Source organism: Tibeticola sp. (assembly GCF_022759015.1).
In the GTDB taxonomy this organism is placed as follows: domain Bacteria; phylum Pseudomonadota; class Gammaproteobacteria; order Burkholderiales; family Burkholderiaceae_C; genus Tibeticola; species Tibeticola sediminis.
In genome coordinates this window covers 1-16,045 of record NZ_JAEMQB010000152.1, presented here as the reverse complement: position 1 = coordinate 16,045, position 16,045 = coordinate 1, and the positions used below count along the sequence as shown (strand labels likewise).

Annotated in this window: 14 protein-coding genes; 6 read left to right on the top strand and 8 right to left on the bottom strand. The window is 66.3% G+C overall.

Going from position 1 to position 16,045, the window contains the following annotated elements:
* Positions 1-196: 196 nt before the first annotated feature.
* Together galU and JHC36_RS09600 are read left to right on the top strand one after the other, a co-directional pair.
* Positions 197-1,063, top strand: coding sequence for a UTP--glucose-1-phosphate uridylyltransferase GalU (gene galU / locus JHC36_RS09605; RefSeq protein ID WP_287918557.1), 867 nt, complete (start codon positions 197-199; stop codon positions 1,061-1,063).
* A gap of 33 nt (positions 1,064-1,096) precedes the next feature.
* Positions 1,097-1,990: a diguanylate cyclase gene (locus JHC36_RS09600; RefSeq protein ID WP_287918556.1), complete on the top strand. Its 894-nt coding sequence runs from the start codon at positions 1,097-1,099 to the stop codon at positions 1,988-1,990.
* Between the two features lie 191 nt (positions 1,991-2,181).
* Here the strand turns inward: JHC36_RS09600 and moeA are convergent, their stop codons facing one another.
* The 3 genes from moeA to moaA form a co-directional block, all read right to left on the bottom strand.
* On the bottom strand, positions 2,182-3,525 hold the full coding sequence (gene moeA, locus JHC36_RS09595) for a molybdopterin molybdotransferase MoeA (RefSeq protein ID WP_287918554.1): 1,344 nt from the start codon (positions 3,523-3,525) through the stop codon (positions 2,182-2,184).
* Between the two features lie 62 nt (positions 3,526-3,587).
* The gene (gene mobA, locus JHC36_RS09590; protein WP_287918559.1) at positions 3,588-4,217 is read right to left on the bottom strand and encodes a molybdenum cofactor guanylyltransferase MobA; all 630 of its coding nucleotides are present in this window, start codon (positions 4,215-4,217) and stop codon (positions 3,588-3,590) included.
* Positions 4,218-4,452: 235 nt separating this feature from the next.
* Positions 4,453-5,595, bottom strand: a complete 1,143-nt coding sequence (gene moaA, locus JHC36_RS09585; protein WP_287918553.1) for a GTP 3',8-cyclase MoaA — start codon at positions 5,593-5,595, stop codon at positions 4,453-4,455.
* A gap of 69 nt (positions 5,596-5,664) precedes the next feature.
* Between moaA and JHC36_RS09580 the strand changes: the two genes are divergently transcribed.
* From JHC36_RS09580 to JHC36_RS09570, 3 genes are read left to right on the top strand one after another with little or no spacing between them, the layout of a single operon-like run.
* Positions 5,665-6,219 carry a TlpA disulfide reductase family protein gene (locus JHC36_RS09580; RefSeq protein WP_287918552.1) on the top strand — a complete coding sequence of 185 codons (555 nt, stop codon included), beginning with the start codon at positions 5,665-5,667 and terminating at the stop codon, positions 6,217-6,219.
* Positions 6,220-6,274: 55 nt separating this feature from the next.
* Positions 6,275-8,098: an ATP-dependent zinc metalloprotease FtsH gene (ftsH, locus tag JHC36_RS09575; protein ID WP_287918550.1), complete on the top strand. Its 1,824-nt coding sequence runs from the start codon at positions 6,275-6,277 to the stop codon at positions 8,096-8,098.
* A 13-nt stretch (positions 8,099-8,111) separates the two neighbouring features.
* The gene (locus JHC36_RS09570; RefSeq protein ID WP_287918548.1) at positions 8,112-9,329 is read left to right on the top strand and encodes an MFS transporter; all 1,218 of its coding nucleotides are present in this window, start codon (positions 8,112-8,114) and stop codon (positions 9,327-9,329) included.
* 4 nt (positions 9,330-9,333) lie between these two features.
* Here the strand turns inward: JHC36_RS09570 and JHC36_RS09565 are convergent, their stop codons facing one another.
* A complete protein-coding gene (locus JHC36_RS09565; RefSeq protein WP_287918546.1) occupies positions 9,334-11,403 on the bottom strand; it encodes a sodium-translocating pyrophosphatase in 2,070 nt (689 codons plus the stop codon).
* Between the two features lie 224 nt (positions 11,404-11,627).
* Here JHC36_RS09565 and ppa point away from each other — a divergent pair, with 224 nt between their 5' ends.
* Positions 11,628-12,164, top strand: a complete 537-nt coding sequence (gene ppa, locus JHC36_RS09560; RefSeq protein WP_124219379.1) for an inorganic diphosphatase — start codon at positions 11,628-11,630, stop codon at positions 12,162-12,164.
* Between the two features lie 104 nt (positions 12,165-12,268).
* Here ppa and JHC36_RS09555 read toward each other — a convergent pair whose 3' ends face one another.
* From JHC36_RS09555 to JHC36_RS09540, 4 genes are all read right to left on the bottom strand, one after another.
* Complete coding sequence (locus tag JHC36_RS09555; protein WP_287918543.1) at positions 12,269-12,814, bottom strand: NUDIX hydrolase; 546 nt, start codon at positions 12,812-12,814, stop codon at positions 12,269-12,271.
* An 81-nt stretch (positions 12,815-12,895) separates the two neighbouring features.
* On the bottom strand, positions 12,896-13,951 hold the full coding sequence (locus JHC36_RS09550) for a TRAP transporter substrate-binding protein (protein WP_287918541.1): 1,056 nt from the start codon (positions 13,949-13,951) through the stop codon (positions 12,896-12,898).
* A gap of 60 nt (positions 13,952-14,011) precedes the next feature.
* Positions 14,012-15,331 (bottom strand): TRAP transporter large permease, encoded by a 1,320-nt coding sequence (locus JHC36_RS09545; protein ID WP_287918539.1) that lies wholly within the window; start codon positions 15,329-15,331, stop codon positions 14,012-14,014.
* Positions 15,328-15,834, bottom strand: coding sequence for a TRAP transporter small permease (locus tag JHC36_RS09540; RefSeq protein ID WP_287918537.1), 507 nt, complete (start codon positions 15,832-15,834; stop codon positions 15,328-15,330). The genes JHC36_RS09545 and JHC36_RS09540 overlap by 4 nt, the downstream gene beginning before the upstream one ends.
* Positions 15,835-16,045: the final 211 nt, after the last annotated feature.

Sequence of the window (16,045 nt, the reverse complement as noted above, 5' to 3'; positions counted from 1 at the left end):
TGGGGTCGTGGTCATGATCGGTGTGCTCGGGATTCTGTTCGCGGCTGAGTGTCGGGCGGTATCGGTCGGTGGGATGCTGGCGATCTGCGGCGGCTCCGAGATCCGTTGGGTGCTGGAGAGGGCCGCATAATGCCAGGGTCTGGCCGCTTCGGTTGAGCGTGGCCGGCTCGCTGTCCCGAATCCCGATTCCCCACCCATGAGCCCGATCACCAAGGCCGTGTTCCCCGTCGCGGGCCTCGGCACCCGTTTTTTGCCGGCTACCAAGGCCACACCGAAAGAGATGTTGCCGATCATCGACAAGCCGCTCATTCAGTACGCGGTCGAGGAGGCGTATGCGGCAGGCATCACCGAGATGATCTTCGTCACCGGTCGGCACAAGCGGGCCATCGAGGACCATTTCGACACGGCGTTCGAGCTCGAGCATGAGTTGGAGCAGGCGGGCAAGCTCGCCTTGCTGGAAGTGGTTCGCCAGGTCAAGCCGCCCGAGGTGCAGTGTGTGTTCGTGCGCCAGCCGCGGGCCAACGGCTTGGGTGCGGCGGTGTTGTGTGCCGAGCGTCTGGTCGGCAACGAACCCTTTGCGGTGCTGCTGGCCGACGATTTGCTCATCGGTGAGCCGCCCGTGCTCGCGCAGATGGTGGCGCTGCATCGCTCGCTCGGCGGGAGTTTGCTGGCGACCGAGGAAGTGCCGCGCGAGCAGACGCGGCGCTACGGCATCGTGCACGGCCGCAGCGTCGCGGCATCGGTCACCGCGCTCGATGCGATCGTGGAAAAGCCCGAGCCGGAGCAGGCTCCGAGCACCGAGGCCGTCGTCGGGCGCTACATCCTCAGCCCCCGGGTGTTTCACCATCTGCATCGCGTGGGCACGGGTGCCGGCGGGGAGTTGCAGCTCACCGACGGCATTGCGGCTTTGTTGGCTGAGGAAGCGGTCTATGCCTATCGCTACGCGGGGCGTCGCTACGACTGTGGAAGCAAAGCCGGCTTCCTCGAGGCCACGCTGCGGCTGGGCCTCGAACATCCCGAGACCGGTCCGGCGCTGCGCGCGCTCATACGCGAGATCAGCTGAGTCATTTCGGTAGCGGGCTTACACTTGTTACGTATGACCGCGACGCACACCCCCCTCGATCCCGAACTCAGCGACTTCGTCGACCGTCTCGACGCCGCCGTCGAAGCGCATATGGAGTGGTCGCGCCGGCTGCTGCGCTGTGCGGTCCTGCGCGTCTCGCCCGGCGACGACGTGCTCTCGGCCGAGGCGCATCGGCTGTGCCATTTCGGCCGTTGGTTTCAGTCGGCCTCTGCGCAGTTCGAGGCGCTCGATGCCGACGCGGCTGCCGCCATCGCCCACGAACATGAAGCCATGCACGCGGCCGTGCGTGCGATTTGCGACGCCGTCCTGAAGGGGCAACCCGGCTCGGTGGAGGCCCTCGACACTTTCGAGCGCACGCAGCGGGCATTCATCGATCAGCTCGCCCATGTCAAGACGCTGGCGCTCGCGACCGCGGTGCGGCATGACGCGCTGACCGGCTTGCCGATGCGCTACGGCATCGAGCGGGATTTCGCGCTGTGCCGGGCGGATGCGCTGCGGCATGGCGAACGGCTCTGGGTCTTGATGCTCGACATCGATCACTTCAAAGCGGTGAATGATCGTTACGGCCATCCGGCGGGCGACGCCGTGCTGGTGCATTTCGTCCAAATCCTTCGAAAGCAGCTGCGCAAGAGCGAGCCCCTGTATCGCTTCGGCGGGGAGGAGTTCCTGGTGTTGCTGCGGACCGAGGATGCCGCTCAAGCCCTGCGCGCCGCCGAGCGTTTGCGCGCGGCGGTCGCCCGCAGCCCCGCGACCCTGCCGGACGGGCGCAGCCTTACGGTGAGCTTTACAGCGGGCTTGGCGCCGGTCGGCGCGGAGGAAGAGCTTTCGACCGCCGTGGCACGGGCCGATGCGGCGCTGTATCGAGGCAAGCAAGCCGGCCGCGACCACGTGGTTCTCGCGGAATAAGGCCAGGGCAACGCTGAACAAGTCCCTCGCGCGCCACGCATCCCGGCTGCGGGCGGTCTGCTTCGTTGCAAATCCTCGCCATAGCTGCGGCTATGGCTGCGGTTTGCGCCTCGCATCCCATCCCGCGGCCGGGCGCGCGCGATCACGGGAACTTACTCAGCGTTGCCCTAGGCCGATCTTGCCCCCGTCCTCTACGGCCCCATCACCCCGTCGAACATCATCACGTCGACCAGGTCGCCCACCGCGACGTTGCCCTGATCGTGGTGCAGCACGATGAGGCCGTTGGCTTGCACCATCGAGCGCAACACGCCCGAGCCTTGGTTGCCCGTGGTGCGCACGCTCAAACACCCGTCGGCGCCGCGGCTCACGATGCCGCGCTGGTATTCGGTGCGGCCGGGTTTTTTGCGCAGCGCCTCGGCGCTGTGGGCCCGCAGCAGCGGCGGCGGTGCGTCGGTGCAGCCCATCATGCGCAGCAGCGCCGGGCGCACGAAGGCCAGAAAGGTCACCATGACCGCCACCGGGTTGCCGGGCAGGCCGAACAACACCGCATCGCTCGACCCTGCGGTCATTTTTTCATAGCTGGGAACGACCGTTTCACGCTGGGAATCCGGTGTTTTTTCTGCACAAATGCGCCCCACGGCCATGGGGCGGCCGGGGCGCATGGCGATGCGCCAGAAGGCGACGTCGCCGAGCTTTTTCATCATGGCCTTGGTGTAGTCGGCCTCGCCCACGCTGACGCCGCCGCTGGTGATGACGGCGTCGGCCTGGGCGGCGGCCTCGCGAAAACGCGCCTCGAGGGCCGTGGGTTCGTCGCGCACATGGCCGAGATCGATCGGCTCGCAGCCGAGCCGGCGCAGCAGGCCCAGCACGGTGTAGCGGTTGCTGTCGTAGACGGCGCCCTCGCGCGGCGCCTCGCCCAGGCTGAGAATTTCATCCCCGGTCGAGAAATACGCCACGCGCGGGCGGCGCAGCACCGAGACCGTTTGCTGCCCGAGGCTTGCCAGCAAGCCGCAGGCGGCGGGCGTGAGCCGGTGGCCGCGGCGCAGCGCAGGCTGCCCGGCCATCAGGTCTTCGCCACGCAAACGCCGGTTGTCGCCGCGCCGTACCACCCCGGCGGGCACGGTGACGAGGTCGCCCTCGCTGCGGGTGAATTCCTGCGGCACCACGGTGTCGAGCCCGGCGGGCAGGATGGCGCCGGTCATGATCTTGAGGCACTCCCCCGGTCCGACCGTGCCTTGCCAGGCTTTGCCCGCGAGCGCCGTTCCGACCACGCGCAGCGTCAGCGTGGCTTCCGGGCGCAGGGCCGTACCGTCAAAAGCGTAACCGTCCATCGCCGAGTTGTCGTGCGGTGGCACGCTCAGTGGCGAGATCACGTCGGCGGCCAGGATGCGGTCGAGCGCGTCGGGCAGTGCCACGGTTTCGGCTTCGCGCACCGGCTCGACGAGGCGTTCGAGGAAGGCGCCCACCGCGTCGGCGCGCAGCGCCTGGGGGTCATAGCCGGCAATCTCGGCGGCGATGGCTTCGAGGGATTTCATGCGGGTCAGCAAAGCGGGAAGGAAGGGGCGGCCCTGCGGGCGGGCGCGCGGGGCCTGCGGAGTCAGCGTCGTTCGAGCGCGCGCAGTTCAGACAGCGTGTTGGCGTTGTAGAAAGCGTGCGCCTCGTCCTGCGCGCGATCGAACGGCACGAGCACGGTGCGGTGCTGCGCCGTCCAGCGGTCGATCTTGCGGCCGCCTTCGTGGGTATAGCGGACCAGACTTTCGAGCAGGTCGACGCGCAGCAGGCTGAATACCGGCTGCGCGCGCACCGTGCCGTCTTCTTCGGGCGCGGCGGCCATGGCGATCTCGGCGTTTTCGCGCGCGGCCGCCTCGGCCAGCCGCTGCGCCAGGTCGAGCGGAAAGAGCGGGGTGTCGCAGGGCACCGTGAGCAGCCAAGGCGTTTCGCAACGCTCGAGTCCGGTCAGAAAGCCCGCCAGAGGCCCGGCGTAGTCGGCCAGCGTGTCCGGCCAGACCGGCACACCAAACGCTTCGTAGGCCGCCAGATTGCGGTTGGCATTGATCATCACTTCGCCCACCAAGCCTCCGGTTTGGCTGCGCAGCCGCATCAGCGCGTGTAACGCCAGCGGCAGGCCGTTGAAGTTCTGCAGCCCTTTGTCTACCCCGCCCATGCGCGAGCCGCGCCCACCGGCGAGGATGATGGCCGTGATGGCACCGGCCCGGGTCGGCGGCATGGGGGTGTTTTCGGGCGGCGGAACGCCGTGCGCGTGTTCGGAGGAAGGATGCGAGGCAAAGTTCATGCGGGCCTCAGAGGCTGAGAGGGAATTGGGCGTGCCCGAAGGGGCGCCCCAAAACGCGCCCGAGTAGGCGCAAAGCACAGCCGTAGCTCGGGCTACGGCGCGCATTTGCAACGCCCTCTGGCGTGTTTTGTGACGTCAAAGCGGGCATGACCAATTCGCTCTCAGCCTCTCAGCCGCCGATGTAGCTCATTTCGACCCGGCGTGCGCCCCGGCCGGCCTCGGTTGGGAGCTGCGCGCGCAGTTCGGAATAGCGATCGGTCCGTTGCTGCCAAATGGCGCCGATGGCACTGGCGAGTTCCTCGTCGCTCACGGGTTGCTCGCCGCGCAGCAGGTGGCGCAAGTCCCAACCGCGCTCGGCAAACAGGCACAGGTAGAGCTTGCCCTCGGTCGAAAGCCGCGCGCGGTTGCAATCGCGGCAAAACGCCTGCGTCACGCTGCTGATGACGCCGATTTCGCCGAGCGCCGGGTCATGCCGGCCATCAGCCCCGGCGTAGCCCCAGCGCTCGGCCGTCTCACCCGGGGCCGACGGGTCGAGCTGAACCAGCGGCAACTCTGCGTGAATGCGGCGCACCACCTCGGCGCTGGGCAGCACCTCGTCCATGCGCCAGCCGTTGGTCGCGCCCACGTCCATGTACTCGATGAAGCGCAGCACGATGCCGCTGCCGCGGAAGTACCGCGCCATGGGCAGGATTTCATGCTCGTTCGTGCCGCGTTTGACGACCATGTTGACCTTGATCGGGGCCAAGCCCACCGCCCGCGCGGCCTCGATGCCTTCGAGCACCGCCGCCACGGGAAAGTCCACGTCGTTCATGCGGCGGAACACGGCATCGTCGAGACCGTCGAGGCTGACCGTCACCCGCTTCAAGCCCGCATCCTTCAACGAGCGCGCCTTGCGCGCGAGCAGCGAGCCGTTGGTGGTGAGCGTGATGTCGAGCGGCTCGCCATCATGGGTACGCAACGCCGCGAGTTGCTCGATGAGCCGCTCCAGCCCCTTACGCAGCAGCGGCTCGCCCCCGGTCAGGCGAAGCTTGCGCACGCCGTGGGCGGTGAAGACGCGGGCGATGCGGGTGATTTCCTCGAAGCTGAGCAACGCGCTGTGCGGCAGGTAGGGATAGTCCTTGTCGAACACTTCCTTGGGCATGCAGTAGTTGCAGCGGAAGTTGCAGCGGTCGGTCACACTGATGCGCAGATCGCGCAGCGGCCGCCCCAAGCCGTCCCCGAGCAACCCCGTCGCGGCGATGGGCTGCGCGGGTACACGCGCGAGCAGGGTGGTCGTGCGCTCGTCGAGCAGAGGAATGACGCGTTCGGACATGGAATTCATTATGCCGCGCTACCATCGGAGCCCATAGGCTCAACCCCGCGCCCTTCGAGGAGACTCGTGATGCCGTCCCGTCGCCGTACCGTTTTGACCCACGCCGCAGCTTGGGCTGCCGTCTCGAGCTTGCCGCGCTGGAGCGCCGCGCAGACCGCGGACGCCGGTGCCGCTTCGGCTGCCGCCGCCGAAGCCAAGGCGCCGCCCTTGCCGGCCGTGGGCTCGTTCCTCAAACTGCCGGCGCTCACGCTGCTCGATGGCACGGCGTTTCGGCCCGAGCAGGCCGACGGCCACGTCTGCATCGTCTATTGGTGGGCCAGCACCTGCCCGTTTTGTGCACTGCAAAGCCCGGAAATGCAAAAACTGTGGCTCTCGCACCGAGACCGCGGGCTCGTGATGCTGACGCTCTCGATCGACAAGAAGCCGCAGGACGCCGAGGCCTATCTCAAAAAGAAGGGTTACACCTTCCCCGCCGCTTGGGTCACGCCAGAAGTCCAGCGTGTCTTGCCCAAGCCCCGCGGCTTGCCGATTACCCTGGTGCGTTCGCGCGAAGGCAAGGTGCTGCAGGCCGAGCGCGGGCAGATGTTCGCCGAAGAGGTCGAGCAGCTGGCCCGCTGGCTGTGACGCAGCATCATCGACGTCGCACCGTACTCCCCGCAATCCCCATTTCAAAATTTCTATGGATGCTCAACAACGCTGGAACATCGGTTACTGGATCACGGCACTGCTGCTGTTGCTGACTCTGCAGTCGTGGTGGCAAACGCAGCAGCAGGTCGAAACCGTCCCCTACAGCGCGTTCGAACAGGCGCTGGCCGAGGGTCGGGTGGCCGAAGTGCTGATTGGCGAAAAGCTCGTCACCGGCAAGCTCAAGACCCCGGAAGCCAATGGCAAGACCGTGCTCGTCGCGACGCGGGTCGAGCCCGAGATGGCTCAGCGGCTCGATGCTTACAAGGTTCCCTACACCCGGGTGTACGAGAGCACCTTCTTGCGCGATCTGATGTCCTGGGTCGCACCGACGCTCGTGTTTTTCGGGCTGTGGTACTTCGTGTTCCGACGCATCGCCGAAAAACAGGGCGGCATCGGCGGGCTCGGCGGTTTCATGAGCATCGGCAAGAGCCGGGCCAAGGTGTATGTGGAGCAGAACACGGGCGTGACTTTTGCCGACGTCGCGGGGGTCGATGAAGCCAAGGCCGAACTGCAGGAAATCGTGGCCTTCCTCAAAGACCCGCAAGGCTATGGCCGGCTGGGGGCTCGCATGCCCAAGGGGGTGCTGTTGGTTGGTCCACCGGGCACGGGCAAGACCTTGCTGGCCAAGGCAGTGGCGGGTGAAGCGGGCGTGCCGTTTTTCAGCATCAGCGGCAGCGAATTCGTCGAGATGTTCGTGGGTGTGGGCGCGGCGCGCGTGCGTGACCTCTTCGAGCAGGCACGGGAGAAGGCGCCCGCGATCATCTTCATCGATGAGCTCGACGCTCTGGGGCGCGCCCGGGGTGCAGCAGGCCTGGTCGGCGGACATGACGAGCGCGAGCAGACGCTCAACCAGTTGCTGGTCGAACTCGATGGCTTCGACAATTCAAGCGGCCTCGTCGTGCTGGCCGCGACGAACCGGCCCGAGATTCTCGACCCGGCGCTGCTGCGCGCGGGCCGCTTCGACCGTCAGGTGCTGGTCGATCGGCCCGACAAGAAGGGCCGGGTGCAAATCCTTCAGGTTCACACCCGCAAGATTCGCTTGGCCAAGGATGTGGATTTGGAGCAAGTCGCGGCTCTGACCACCGGTTTTTCCGGCGCGGATCTCGCCAACCTGTGCAACGAAGCCGCCCTGGCCGCCACTCGCCGCGGCGCAAGCGAGGTGACCCTGGCGGACTTCACGGCGGCGATCGAGCGCATCGTGGCCGGCCTCGAGAAGAAAAACCGCGTGCTCAACCCGCATGAGCGCGAGGTCGTCGCGTACCATGAGATGGGCCACGCGCTGGTGTCGCTGGCCCTGGTCGAGGCGGAGGCGGTGCACAAGGTGTCGATCATCCCGCGCGGCATCGGAGCGCTCGGCTATACCTTGCAGCGGCCGACCGAGGATCGCTTTCTGATGACCCGGCCCGAACTCGAGCACAAGATCGCGGTGCTGCTCGGTGGTCGGGCGGCAGAGAAGTTGGTGTTTGGCCAATTGTCGACCGGCGCTGCCGACGATCTGGCGAAGGCCACCGACATCGCCCGCGACATGGTCACGCGCTACGGCATGGAGGAGTCTTTGGGCTATGTGGCCTGGGAGCCGCCGCGCCAGCAGTTCCTCGACGTGCCCGGTATGCCCACGGCCCCGCAGGCCAGCCCGCAGACCTTGGAGCGCATCGACGAGGCGGTGCGCCGCATCGTCATGGATGCGTTCGACGAGGCCACGGGTGTGCTCACCCGCAACCGCGAGATCCTCGAGCGCTGCGCGCGCGAGCTGCTCGCGCGGGAAACCCTCGATGAGGAAGCGCTGCGTGCGCTCACGCACGATCTGAAACGCTGAAGCCGAGCCCATCATGAGTGAAACCAAGAACGCCTCCCTCGGGGCGGAAGCACCACGCCTGCCTGCAGCGATCTGGATCCTGGGCTTCGTGAGCCTGCTGATGGACATCGGCTCGGAGATGATCCACAGCCTCTTACCGATGTTCATGGTGGGCAGTTTGGGCATCAGCGTGGCGCTCGTCGGGCTCATCGAGGGCCTCGCCGAGGCGACGGCGCTGGTCGTCAAGGTGTTTTCGGGGGTGATCAGCGACTGGCTGGGCAAACGAAAGGCGCTCGCGGTGCTGGGCTATGGGCTTGGGGCACTGTCCAAACCCTTGTTCGCCTTTGCTCCCAGCGCCGGCTGGGTGTTTTCGGCGCGCATCATCGACCGCATCGGCAAAGGCATACGCGGGGCCCCGCGCGATGCTTTGGTGGCCGACCTGGCGCCCCCTGCTTTGCGTGGCGCCGCCTTCGGGCTGCGGCAGTCGCTCGACACGGTGGGCGCCTTTGCCGGGCCGCTGATCGCGGTTGGCCTCATGCTGCTGTGGGCGAACGACTTCCGTGCGGTGTTCGTCGTCGCGATCATTCCTGCGGCGTTGGCGGTGTTGCTGCTGGCCCTGGGGGTGCGTGATCCGGACGGCACGGCGAGCCGCACGCCGGGCAACCCGATTTCGCGGGCCAATCTGCGTCGGCTCGGCACACCCTATTGGTGGGTGGTCGCGGTCGCAGCGGTTTTTACACTCGCGCGGTTTTCGGAGGCATTTTTGGTTTTGCGCGCCGAGCAAACCGGTGTTCCGGTGGCGCTGGTGCCGCTGGTCATGGTTGCCATGAACGCGGTGTATGCGCTCAGTGCCTACCCCTTTGGCAAGCTCTCGGACCGCGTGTCGCACGGGCCGATGCTGCTGGCCGGTCTGGCGGTGCTGGCCGTGGCCGACCTCGTCATTGCGAGCAGCACGCACTGGAGCGGCCTGCTGGTGGGTGTGCTGCTCTGGGGAACCCACATGGGGCTGACCCAGGGTTTGCTCGCTGCCATGGTCGCCGAGGTGGCGCCGGCCGATCTGCGCGGCACCGCCTTTGGCTTTTTCAACCTGGTCAGTGGCGGGGCCATGCTCCTGGCCAGTGTGATTGCCGGGGCGCTGTGGCAACAGTACGGCCCGGCCTGGACCTTCGGTGCCGGAGCCGCCTTCTGCGTGTTGGCCGCTCTGGCCTTGTGGGCCCGGCGTTGGGCGCTCGCCGGGTACACGGCATCATGACCAATCAGCCGCCGTGGAAGCGCACCACGAGCGGCACAATCAGCAGCGCCACGATGTTGATGATCTTGATCAATGGGTTGACCGCGGGACCCGCCGTGTCTTTGTAAGGGTCGCCCACGGTGTCGCCCGTAACAGCGGCTTTGTGCGCTTCGCTGCCCTTGCCGCCGAAGTGGCCATCCTCGATGTATTTCTTGGCGTTGTCCCAGGCACCGCCGCCGGTACACATCGAGATCGCCACGAAGAGGCCGGTAACGATCGTCCCCATGAGCAGGCCACCGAGTGCCTTCGGGCCGAGCAACAAGCCGACCAGGATGGGGGTGACCACCGGCAACAGGCTCGGGATCATCATCTCCTTGATGGCAGCCTTGGTCAGCATGTCGACCGCCACGCCGTATTCCGGCTTGGCCGTGCCTTCCATGATGCCTTGAATGGTGCTGAACTGGCGCCGCACCTCCACCACCACCGCGCCCGCGGCGCGCCCGACGGCTTCCATGGCCATGGCACCGAAAAGATAGGGAATGAGGCCGCCGATGAAGAGGCCGACGATGACCATCGGGTCGGAGAGGTTGAAACTGACCGACTGGCCCAGCCCCTCGAGCTTGTGCGTGTAGTCGGCGAACAGCACCAGCGCGGCCAAGCCCGCAGAGCCGATGGCATAACCCTTGGTCACGGCCTTGGTGGTGTTGCCGACCGCGTCGAGCGGGTCGGTGATGTCGCGCACGCTGCTGGGCAGTTCGCTCATCTCGGCGATGCCACCGGCGTTGTCCGTGATGGGCCCATAGGCATCGAGCGCGACGATGATGCCGGCCATGCTGAGCATGGACATGGCGGCCACCGCAATGCCGTAGAGGCCGGCGAGCGTGTAAGACACCACGATGGCGATGCAGACGAAGATCACCGGCCAGGCCGTCGAGCGCATCGACACGCCCAGGCCCGCGATGATGTTGGTGCCGTGGCCCGTGGTGGATGCCTGCGCGATGTGCTGCACGGGTTTGTATTGCGTGCCGGTGTAGTACTCGGTGATCCAGACCAGCGCAGCCGTGAGCGCGAGGCCGACGACCGTGGCGCCAAAGAGGCGCATTTGGCTGCCGCTTGCGGCGATGGCGTTGTCGGGGATGATCCAGAGCGTCACGCCGAGAAAGAGCACCAGCGAGAGGCCGCCCGCGATCGCCAGGCCCTTGTAGAGGGCGGGCATGACGTTTTTCATCCCAGGCGTCGCTTTGACGAAGAAGCAACCGATGATCGAGGCGATGATGGACACGCCGCCGAGTGCGAGCGGGTAGACGACCGCCTGCGCCGGGGCGGCTGCGACCATCAGCGCGCCGAGCACCATGGTGGCGATCAGCGTGACCGCGTAGGTCTCGAACAGGTCCGCGGCCATGCCAGCGCAGTCGCCCACGTTGTCGCCGACGTTGTCGGCGATCACGGCGGGGTTGCGCGGGTCATCCTCGGGAATGCCGGCCTCCACCTTGCCGACCAGATCGGCGCCGACGTCCGCGCCCTTGGTGAAAATGCCGCCGCCGAGCCGCGCGAAGATCGAGATCAGCGACGAGCCAAAGGCAAAACCAATCAAGGGATTGAGCAGGTCGGCGAGGTGCTTGTCGGGTGTGAGGTTGCCATTGCCGACCAGGAACCCGTAGAAGCCCGCTACCCCAAGCAGCCCCAGGCCCACCACCAGCATGCCGGTGATGGCGCCGCCGCGAAAGGCCACGTCCAGCGCCGGGCCGATGCCCCGCGTGGCGGCCTGCGCGGTGCGCACGTTGGCGCGCACCGAGACATTCATGCCGATGAAGCCACATGCCCCCGAGAGCACGGCGCCGACGACGAAGCCCACGGCGGTCTTGCCGTCGAGGAACACGCCGATGAGCACCGCGAGCACCACGCCGACGATGGCGATGGTTTTGTATTGCCGCGCCAGGTAAGCAGCCGCGCCGGCCTGGATGGCTGCCGCAATCTCCTGCATGCGGGCGTTGCCCGGGTCTTGCGCAAGAATCCAACTGCGTGCCCACAGTCCGTAGGCCACGGCCAAGAGCCCGCAGACGAGCGCCAAAATCAGCGCCGAGTTGCCAGTCATGTCGATCTCCTCATTCGTTGTTTCGCTTGGAAGGGGCTCAACGCTGTGGAGGAACCCCCGCTGCGTTGCTTCCTCGCGCTCCAGCGGGGGAGGCGATTGGCCAACGCGCGCAATTTACCGCCAAACCGTGACGCTGCGGTGTCGCGCAAGGGTCGTGAAAGTAAAATCAGGGTTAATCCTGATCCCTCCCTTGATCCTCAACAAAACGAAAGAGACTGCTCCTCATGTCGCTCGACAACGTCACGCCCGGCCCGAACGCGCCCGAAGCCTTCAACGTCATCATCGAAATCCCCATGAATGCCGACCCGATCAAATACGAGGTCGACAAAGAAACCGGGGCGATCTTCGTGGACCGCTTCATGAGCACGGCCATGCACTACCCCACGAACTACGGCTACGTGCCCAAGACGCTCAGCGGCGACGGCGACCCGGTGGACGTGCTGGTCATCACCCCGGTGCCGCTGATTCCGGGCGTCGTGGTGCCTTGCCGCGCGATCGGCATCCTGAAGATGCAGGATGAAGCGGGCGAAGATGGCAAGGTGCTCGCCGTGCCGACCGACAAGATTCTGTCGATCTACACCCAGTGGCAAAAGCCCGAAGACCTCAACCCCGCGCGGCTCAAGACCATCGCGCACTTCTTCGAGCATTACAAGGACCTCGAAGAGGGCAAGTGGGTCAAGGTGCTGGGCTGGGAAGGCCCGGAAGCCGCGCGCAAAGAAATCGCCGACGGCATCGCCAACTACAACAAGGCCCACGCCTGAATTTTCAGCCGAATCGTCCGCACGCCGGCATGATTCGGCTCGGTCGTGCTATCAAAAAGTGAAAAGCCCGCAGTTTTGATTGCGGGCTTTTCGCTCGTTGGGTCCTAGTCGATATCGACGCTGTGCACGCCGAAGGTGCCGCGTCGCTGGTCGGCAAAGAAGCGCAGCAGCGTCTCGCGCACGGTCCGAAACGCCAATTCCTCCCAGGGAACCTCCGCCTCGGAGAACAGCCGCGCCTCGATCGTTTCGTGGCCGGGGGCAAACTGCTCGTCGAGCAGGCGTGCGCGGTAGAACAGGTGCACCTGGCCGACGCGGGGCACACTGAGCACGCTGAACAAGCCTTCGATCTGGAAGTGAGCTCCCGCCTCTTCGTCGGTTTCCCGGGCCGCGCCTTGCAGCGCGGTTTCGCCCAATTCCATGAATCCGGCCGGCAGCGTCCACTTGCCCCAGCGCGGCTCGATGTTGCGCTTGCACAGCAGCACCCGCTCGCCCAGGTAGGGCACGGTGCCGACCACGTTGAGCGGGTTTTCGTAGTGCACCGTGTGGCAGGCGGTGCAGATGGCGCGCTCCCGGGTGTCACCATCGTCGGGCAAACGGTAGACCACCGGGGCGCCACAGTTGCGGCAGTGCTTGATCGGGCTACGGAACATGACGGCAGTGTACCGATCGGGGTGCCGCCGTGCAGGAACCAGGAGGCTCCGCGGAGGCGTCGGCCATCACAGGCTTTGCTTTCAGGCTTTACTGGTTTTGGTGTGCTTCTCGATCAAGGCCTTGGCGGCGTCGAGCAGCTTTTTGCCGTCGTAACCGCGCTTGTTCATGTCCTCGATCCACTCGACTTCGAGCGTGCGCGAGCGACGGCGAAACTCCTGGGCGGCTTCGGGTCCGATGGTGGCAATGGTGTTGCCGCGCGCCAGGGCGCTTTGGCGGCCTGTCACGTCGCCCGCTTGTTGGACCTTGCCGAGCCAGCCGGAGGTGGTCAAGCCTGAGTTGGCGTCGATCACTTTCTTCAAGTCCGCGGGCAGGCTGTCGTAACGGTCTTTGTTCATGGCCATGACGAAGCAGGCTGTGTAGAGCGCGCCGCCGGCGGGGTCGAACTCGGCATGGTGGCGCGTCAGTTCCTGCACCTTCACCGACGGGACGACCTCCCACGGCAGGACGCATCCCGCGATGGTGCCCTTCGAGAGCGCGTCGGGGATCGCTGGCAGCGGCATGCCCACCGGGGTGGCACCGAGCGTCGCCAGCAGTTTGGTGACCTGGCGCGACGGGCCGCGGATTTTGAGGCCCTTGAGGTCGGCCGCCGTCCGTATCGGCTGATGGGCGGTATGGATCACGCCTGGCCCATGCACGTTCACCGCGATCAGATGCGTGCCCTTGAACTCGTCGGCAGCAAGCGTTTGGATGTATTCCCACAGTGCCTTGGAGGTGGCTTCGGCGTGGCTCATCATGAACGGCAGCTCGAACGCCTCGATCCGGGGGAAGCGCCCCGCCGTGTAGCCGGGCAGTGTCCAGATGATGTCGGCCACGCCGTCCTTGGCCTGGTCGTAGAGCTGAGCCGGCGAGCCGCCGAGCTGCATGGCCGGGTAGCCCTGGAACTGGATGCGGCCACCCGACTCCTGGGTCACCTTGTCCATCCAAGCCTTGTGCATGTTGATCCAGACGTTGGACTGTGGCGCCATGAAGGTGGCGAATTTCAGCGTGACGGTCGGCTGCGCCAAGCCGCGAATCGCGGGCGCCGCGAGCACGGCGGCTGCGGCGGTGGATTGGAGAAAGCTTCGTCTTGGAATCATGGAGTGCTCTATTGCGTTTCAAGGGGGTTGATGGTGGGGCGCAGGGCGCGGCCCGGTTGTTCACGAGACGAGCCGGACCAAGCCCAGAGCGAGGCCTGGAAACGCCAGCACGAGGCCGATGCGCACGAAATCGCTGATCAGAAACGGCAGCACGCCGCGGAAGGTTTCGCCCAGCGGCACGCCGCGCGCCAGACCGTTGACCACATACACGTTGAGGCCCATGGGAGGCACGAGCAAGCCGAAGGACACCACCATCAGGATCAGGATGCCAAACCACAGCGCGACGGATTCCTTCGGCATGCCGAAATCGAGCCCCATCACCACGGGGAAGAAGATGGGGATGGTGAGCAGGATGATGGAAAGCTCCTCCGTGACCGTGCCGAGCGCAATGTGCAACGCCACGATGGCCAGCATCACCCAGATCGGCGCGAGGTTCCAACTGGCGATGAGATTGGTCAGCACCTGTTGCACCTGCGAGAGGGCGAGCGTCGCGTTCATCACGTCCGCGCCAATGAAGATCAGGAAAATCATGGCCGAGCTTTCGGCCGTGGCGAAAAAGCTGTTGCGCAGCTTCGCCCAACTCATCTCACCCTTGGCCAGTGCCGCGAGCAAGGCGGCGAACGCACCCACGGCCGCCCCTTCGGTGGGCGAAAAGAACCCGCCATAGATGCCGCCGAACACCAGCAGGAAGACGGTTGCGATCGGTGCGAGCCCAAGCACGGTCTGCAGCCGCATCCGCGGGCGCTCGGTGTCCACTGCGGGGGCGTGGCCAGGCACCAGGCGCACGTAGATCGCGATCACGATCAGGTAGCTCACCATCGCCAGCACGCCGGGGATGGTGGCCGCAAGGAACAGCTTGGCGATGTTCTGCTCGGTCAGGATCGCGTAGATCACCAGCGGCACCGAGGGCGGAATGAGGATACCCAGCGTTCCGGCGGTGGCGAGCGTTCCCGTGGCCAGCCGGCCGGAATAGCCGTGGCGCTGCATCTCGGGCAGCGCCACGCCGGTAATGGTGGCGGCGGTGGCCACCGAGGAGCCGCAGATCGCCCCGAACGCCGCGCTGGCCATCACCGAGGCCATCGCCAGTCCGCCGCGCAGACCGCCCACCAGCGCGGCGGTGAACTCGAACAAGGCCTTGCTGATGCCACCTTGCGTGGCAAACTGGCCCATCAGGATAAAGAGCGGAATCACCGAGAGGTCGTAGCTGGCAAAGCGCGCGTAGGCCATGCTGTTGAGGAAGCTGGCGTAGGGCGCCCAGCCGGCGATGGCCACGTAACCGACCGAGCCTGCGACGAACATCGCAATGGCGATCGGCAGGCGCAGCACCATCAGGGCAAACATCAACCCGATGGTCAGGAGCGCGACCTCAGTGCCGCTCATGCGCGGCATCCCGGCTCGGCGGGGTCGCAGCGCTCATGACGGCCGAAGCCCGCGGCGCACTGCGCCAGGCCGATGAGGCCGCTCAGGGCAAAACCGAGCGCCAGGCTGGTGTAGGCCGGCCACTCGGGTACGCCGAGCAGCATCGTGGTCGAGCGGTTCTCGAACGACTCCAGCCCGCCGATGCCTGCACGCCAGGCCAGCAGCAGGAAGGCCAGCCCCAGCACCCCCGCGGCGAGGCGGTCGAGCGCGGCGTTGACCCGACCCGGCGCGCGCGCGGTGAAAAAATCGACGACGATGTGGCCGCGGTGCATCTGGCACAGCGGCATGAACAAACCCACCGCGGCGGCGGTGGCGAGCGCCACGCCTTCGTAATCCCCGGGGAGGCTCCAGCCCAGGGTCTCGCGCCCGAGAATGCTCAGCGTGGCCAGTACCAGGATGAAAGCGAGCAACAGACCCGCCATCCAGGCGAGCCCGCGGGCGAGGGCTTCGAGGAAGTTCAGCATGGAGTTTGGGGGACGCAGCGAGTAGGGACAGGGCAGCACCTTTGACCCCGGCACTGGATGCGTGGCGCGCGAGGAAATGGTTTAGCGTTGCCCTAAGCGCGCAATTTTAGGCGCGGCGCAGGCTCCGGTTTGCCCAGGCCGGGGCGGGCTCTGCCCAGAGGCAGTGCCCGGCGTCAGACGATTTGCACGCGCAACTCGGATAGCCCGCTCA

What these genes read in the sequence shown, in the direction of transcription:
- JHC36_RS09540 (WP_287918537.1), bottom strand. Translation starts at nt 15,834, where the DNA reads ATGCTGAACTTCCTCGAAGCCCTCGCCCGCGGGCTCGCCTGGATGGCG.
- JHC36_RS09600 (WP_287918556.1), top strand. Translation starts at nt 1,097, where the DNA reads ATGACCGCGACGCACACCCCCCTCGATCCCGAACTCAGCGACTTCGTC.
- moaA (WP_287918553.1), bottom strand. Translation starts at nt 5,595, where the DNA reads ATGTCCGAACGCGTCATTCCTCTGCTCGACGAGCGCACGACCACCCTG.
- JHC36_RS09565 (WP_287918546.1), bottom strand. Translation starts at nt 11,403, where the DNA reads ATGACTGGCAACTCGGCGCTGATTTTGGCGCTCGTCTGCGGGCTCTTG.
- mobA (WP_287918559.1), bottom strand. Translation starts at nt 4,217, where the DNA reads ATGCCGCCGACCCGGGCCGGTGCCATCACGGCCATCATCCTCGCCGGT.
- galU (WP_287918557.1), top strand. Translation starts at nt 197, where the DNA reads ATGAGCCCGATCACCAAGGCCGTGTTCCCCGTCGCGGGCCTCGGCACC.
- ppa (WP_124219379.1), top strand. Translation starts at nt 11,628, where the DNA reads ATGTCGCTCGACAACGTCACGCCCGGCCCGAACGCGCCCGAAGCCTTC.
- JHC36_RS09580 (WP_287918552.1), top strand. Translation starts at nt 5,665, where the DNA reads ATGCCGTCCCGTCGCCGTACCGTTTTGACCCACGCCGCAGCTTGGGCT.
- JHC36_RS09570 (WP_287918548.1), top strand. Translation starts at nt 8,112, where the DNA reads ATGAGTGAAACCAAGAACGCCTCCCTCGGGGCGGAAGCACCACGCCTG.
- JHC36_RS09550 (WP_287918541.1), bottom strand. Translation starts at nt 13,951, where the DNA reads ATGATTCCAAGACGAAGCTTTCTCCAATCCACCGCCGCAGCCGCCGTG.
- moeA (WP_287918554.1), bottom strand. Translation starts at nt 3,525, where the DNA reads ATGAAATCCCTCGAAGCCATCGCCGCCGAGATTGCCGGCTATGACCCC.
- ftsH (WP_287918550.1), top strand. Translation starts at nt 6,275, where the DNA reads ATGGATGCTCAACAACGCTGGAACATCGGTTACTGGATCACGGCACTG.
- JHC36_RS09545 (WP_287918539.1), bottom strand. Translation starts at nt 15,331, where the DNA reads ATGAGCGGCACTGAGGTCGCGCTCCTGACCATCGGGTTGATGTTTGCC.
- JHC36_RS09555 (WP_287918543.1), bottom strand. Translation starts at nt 12,814, where the DNA reads ATGTTCCGTAGCCCGATCAAGCACTGCCGCAACTGTGGCGCCCCGGTG.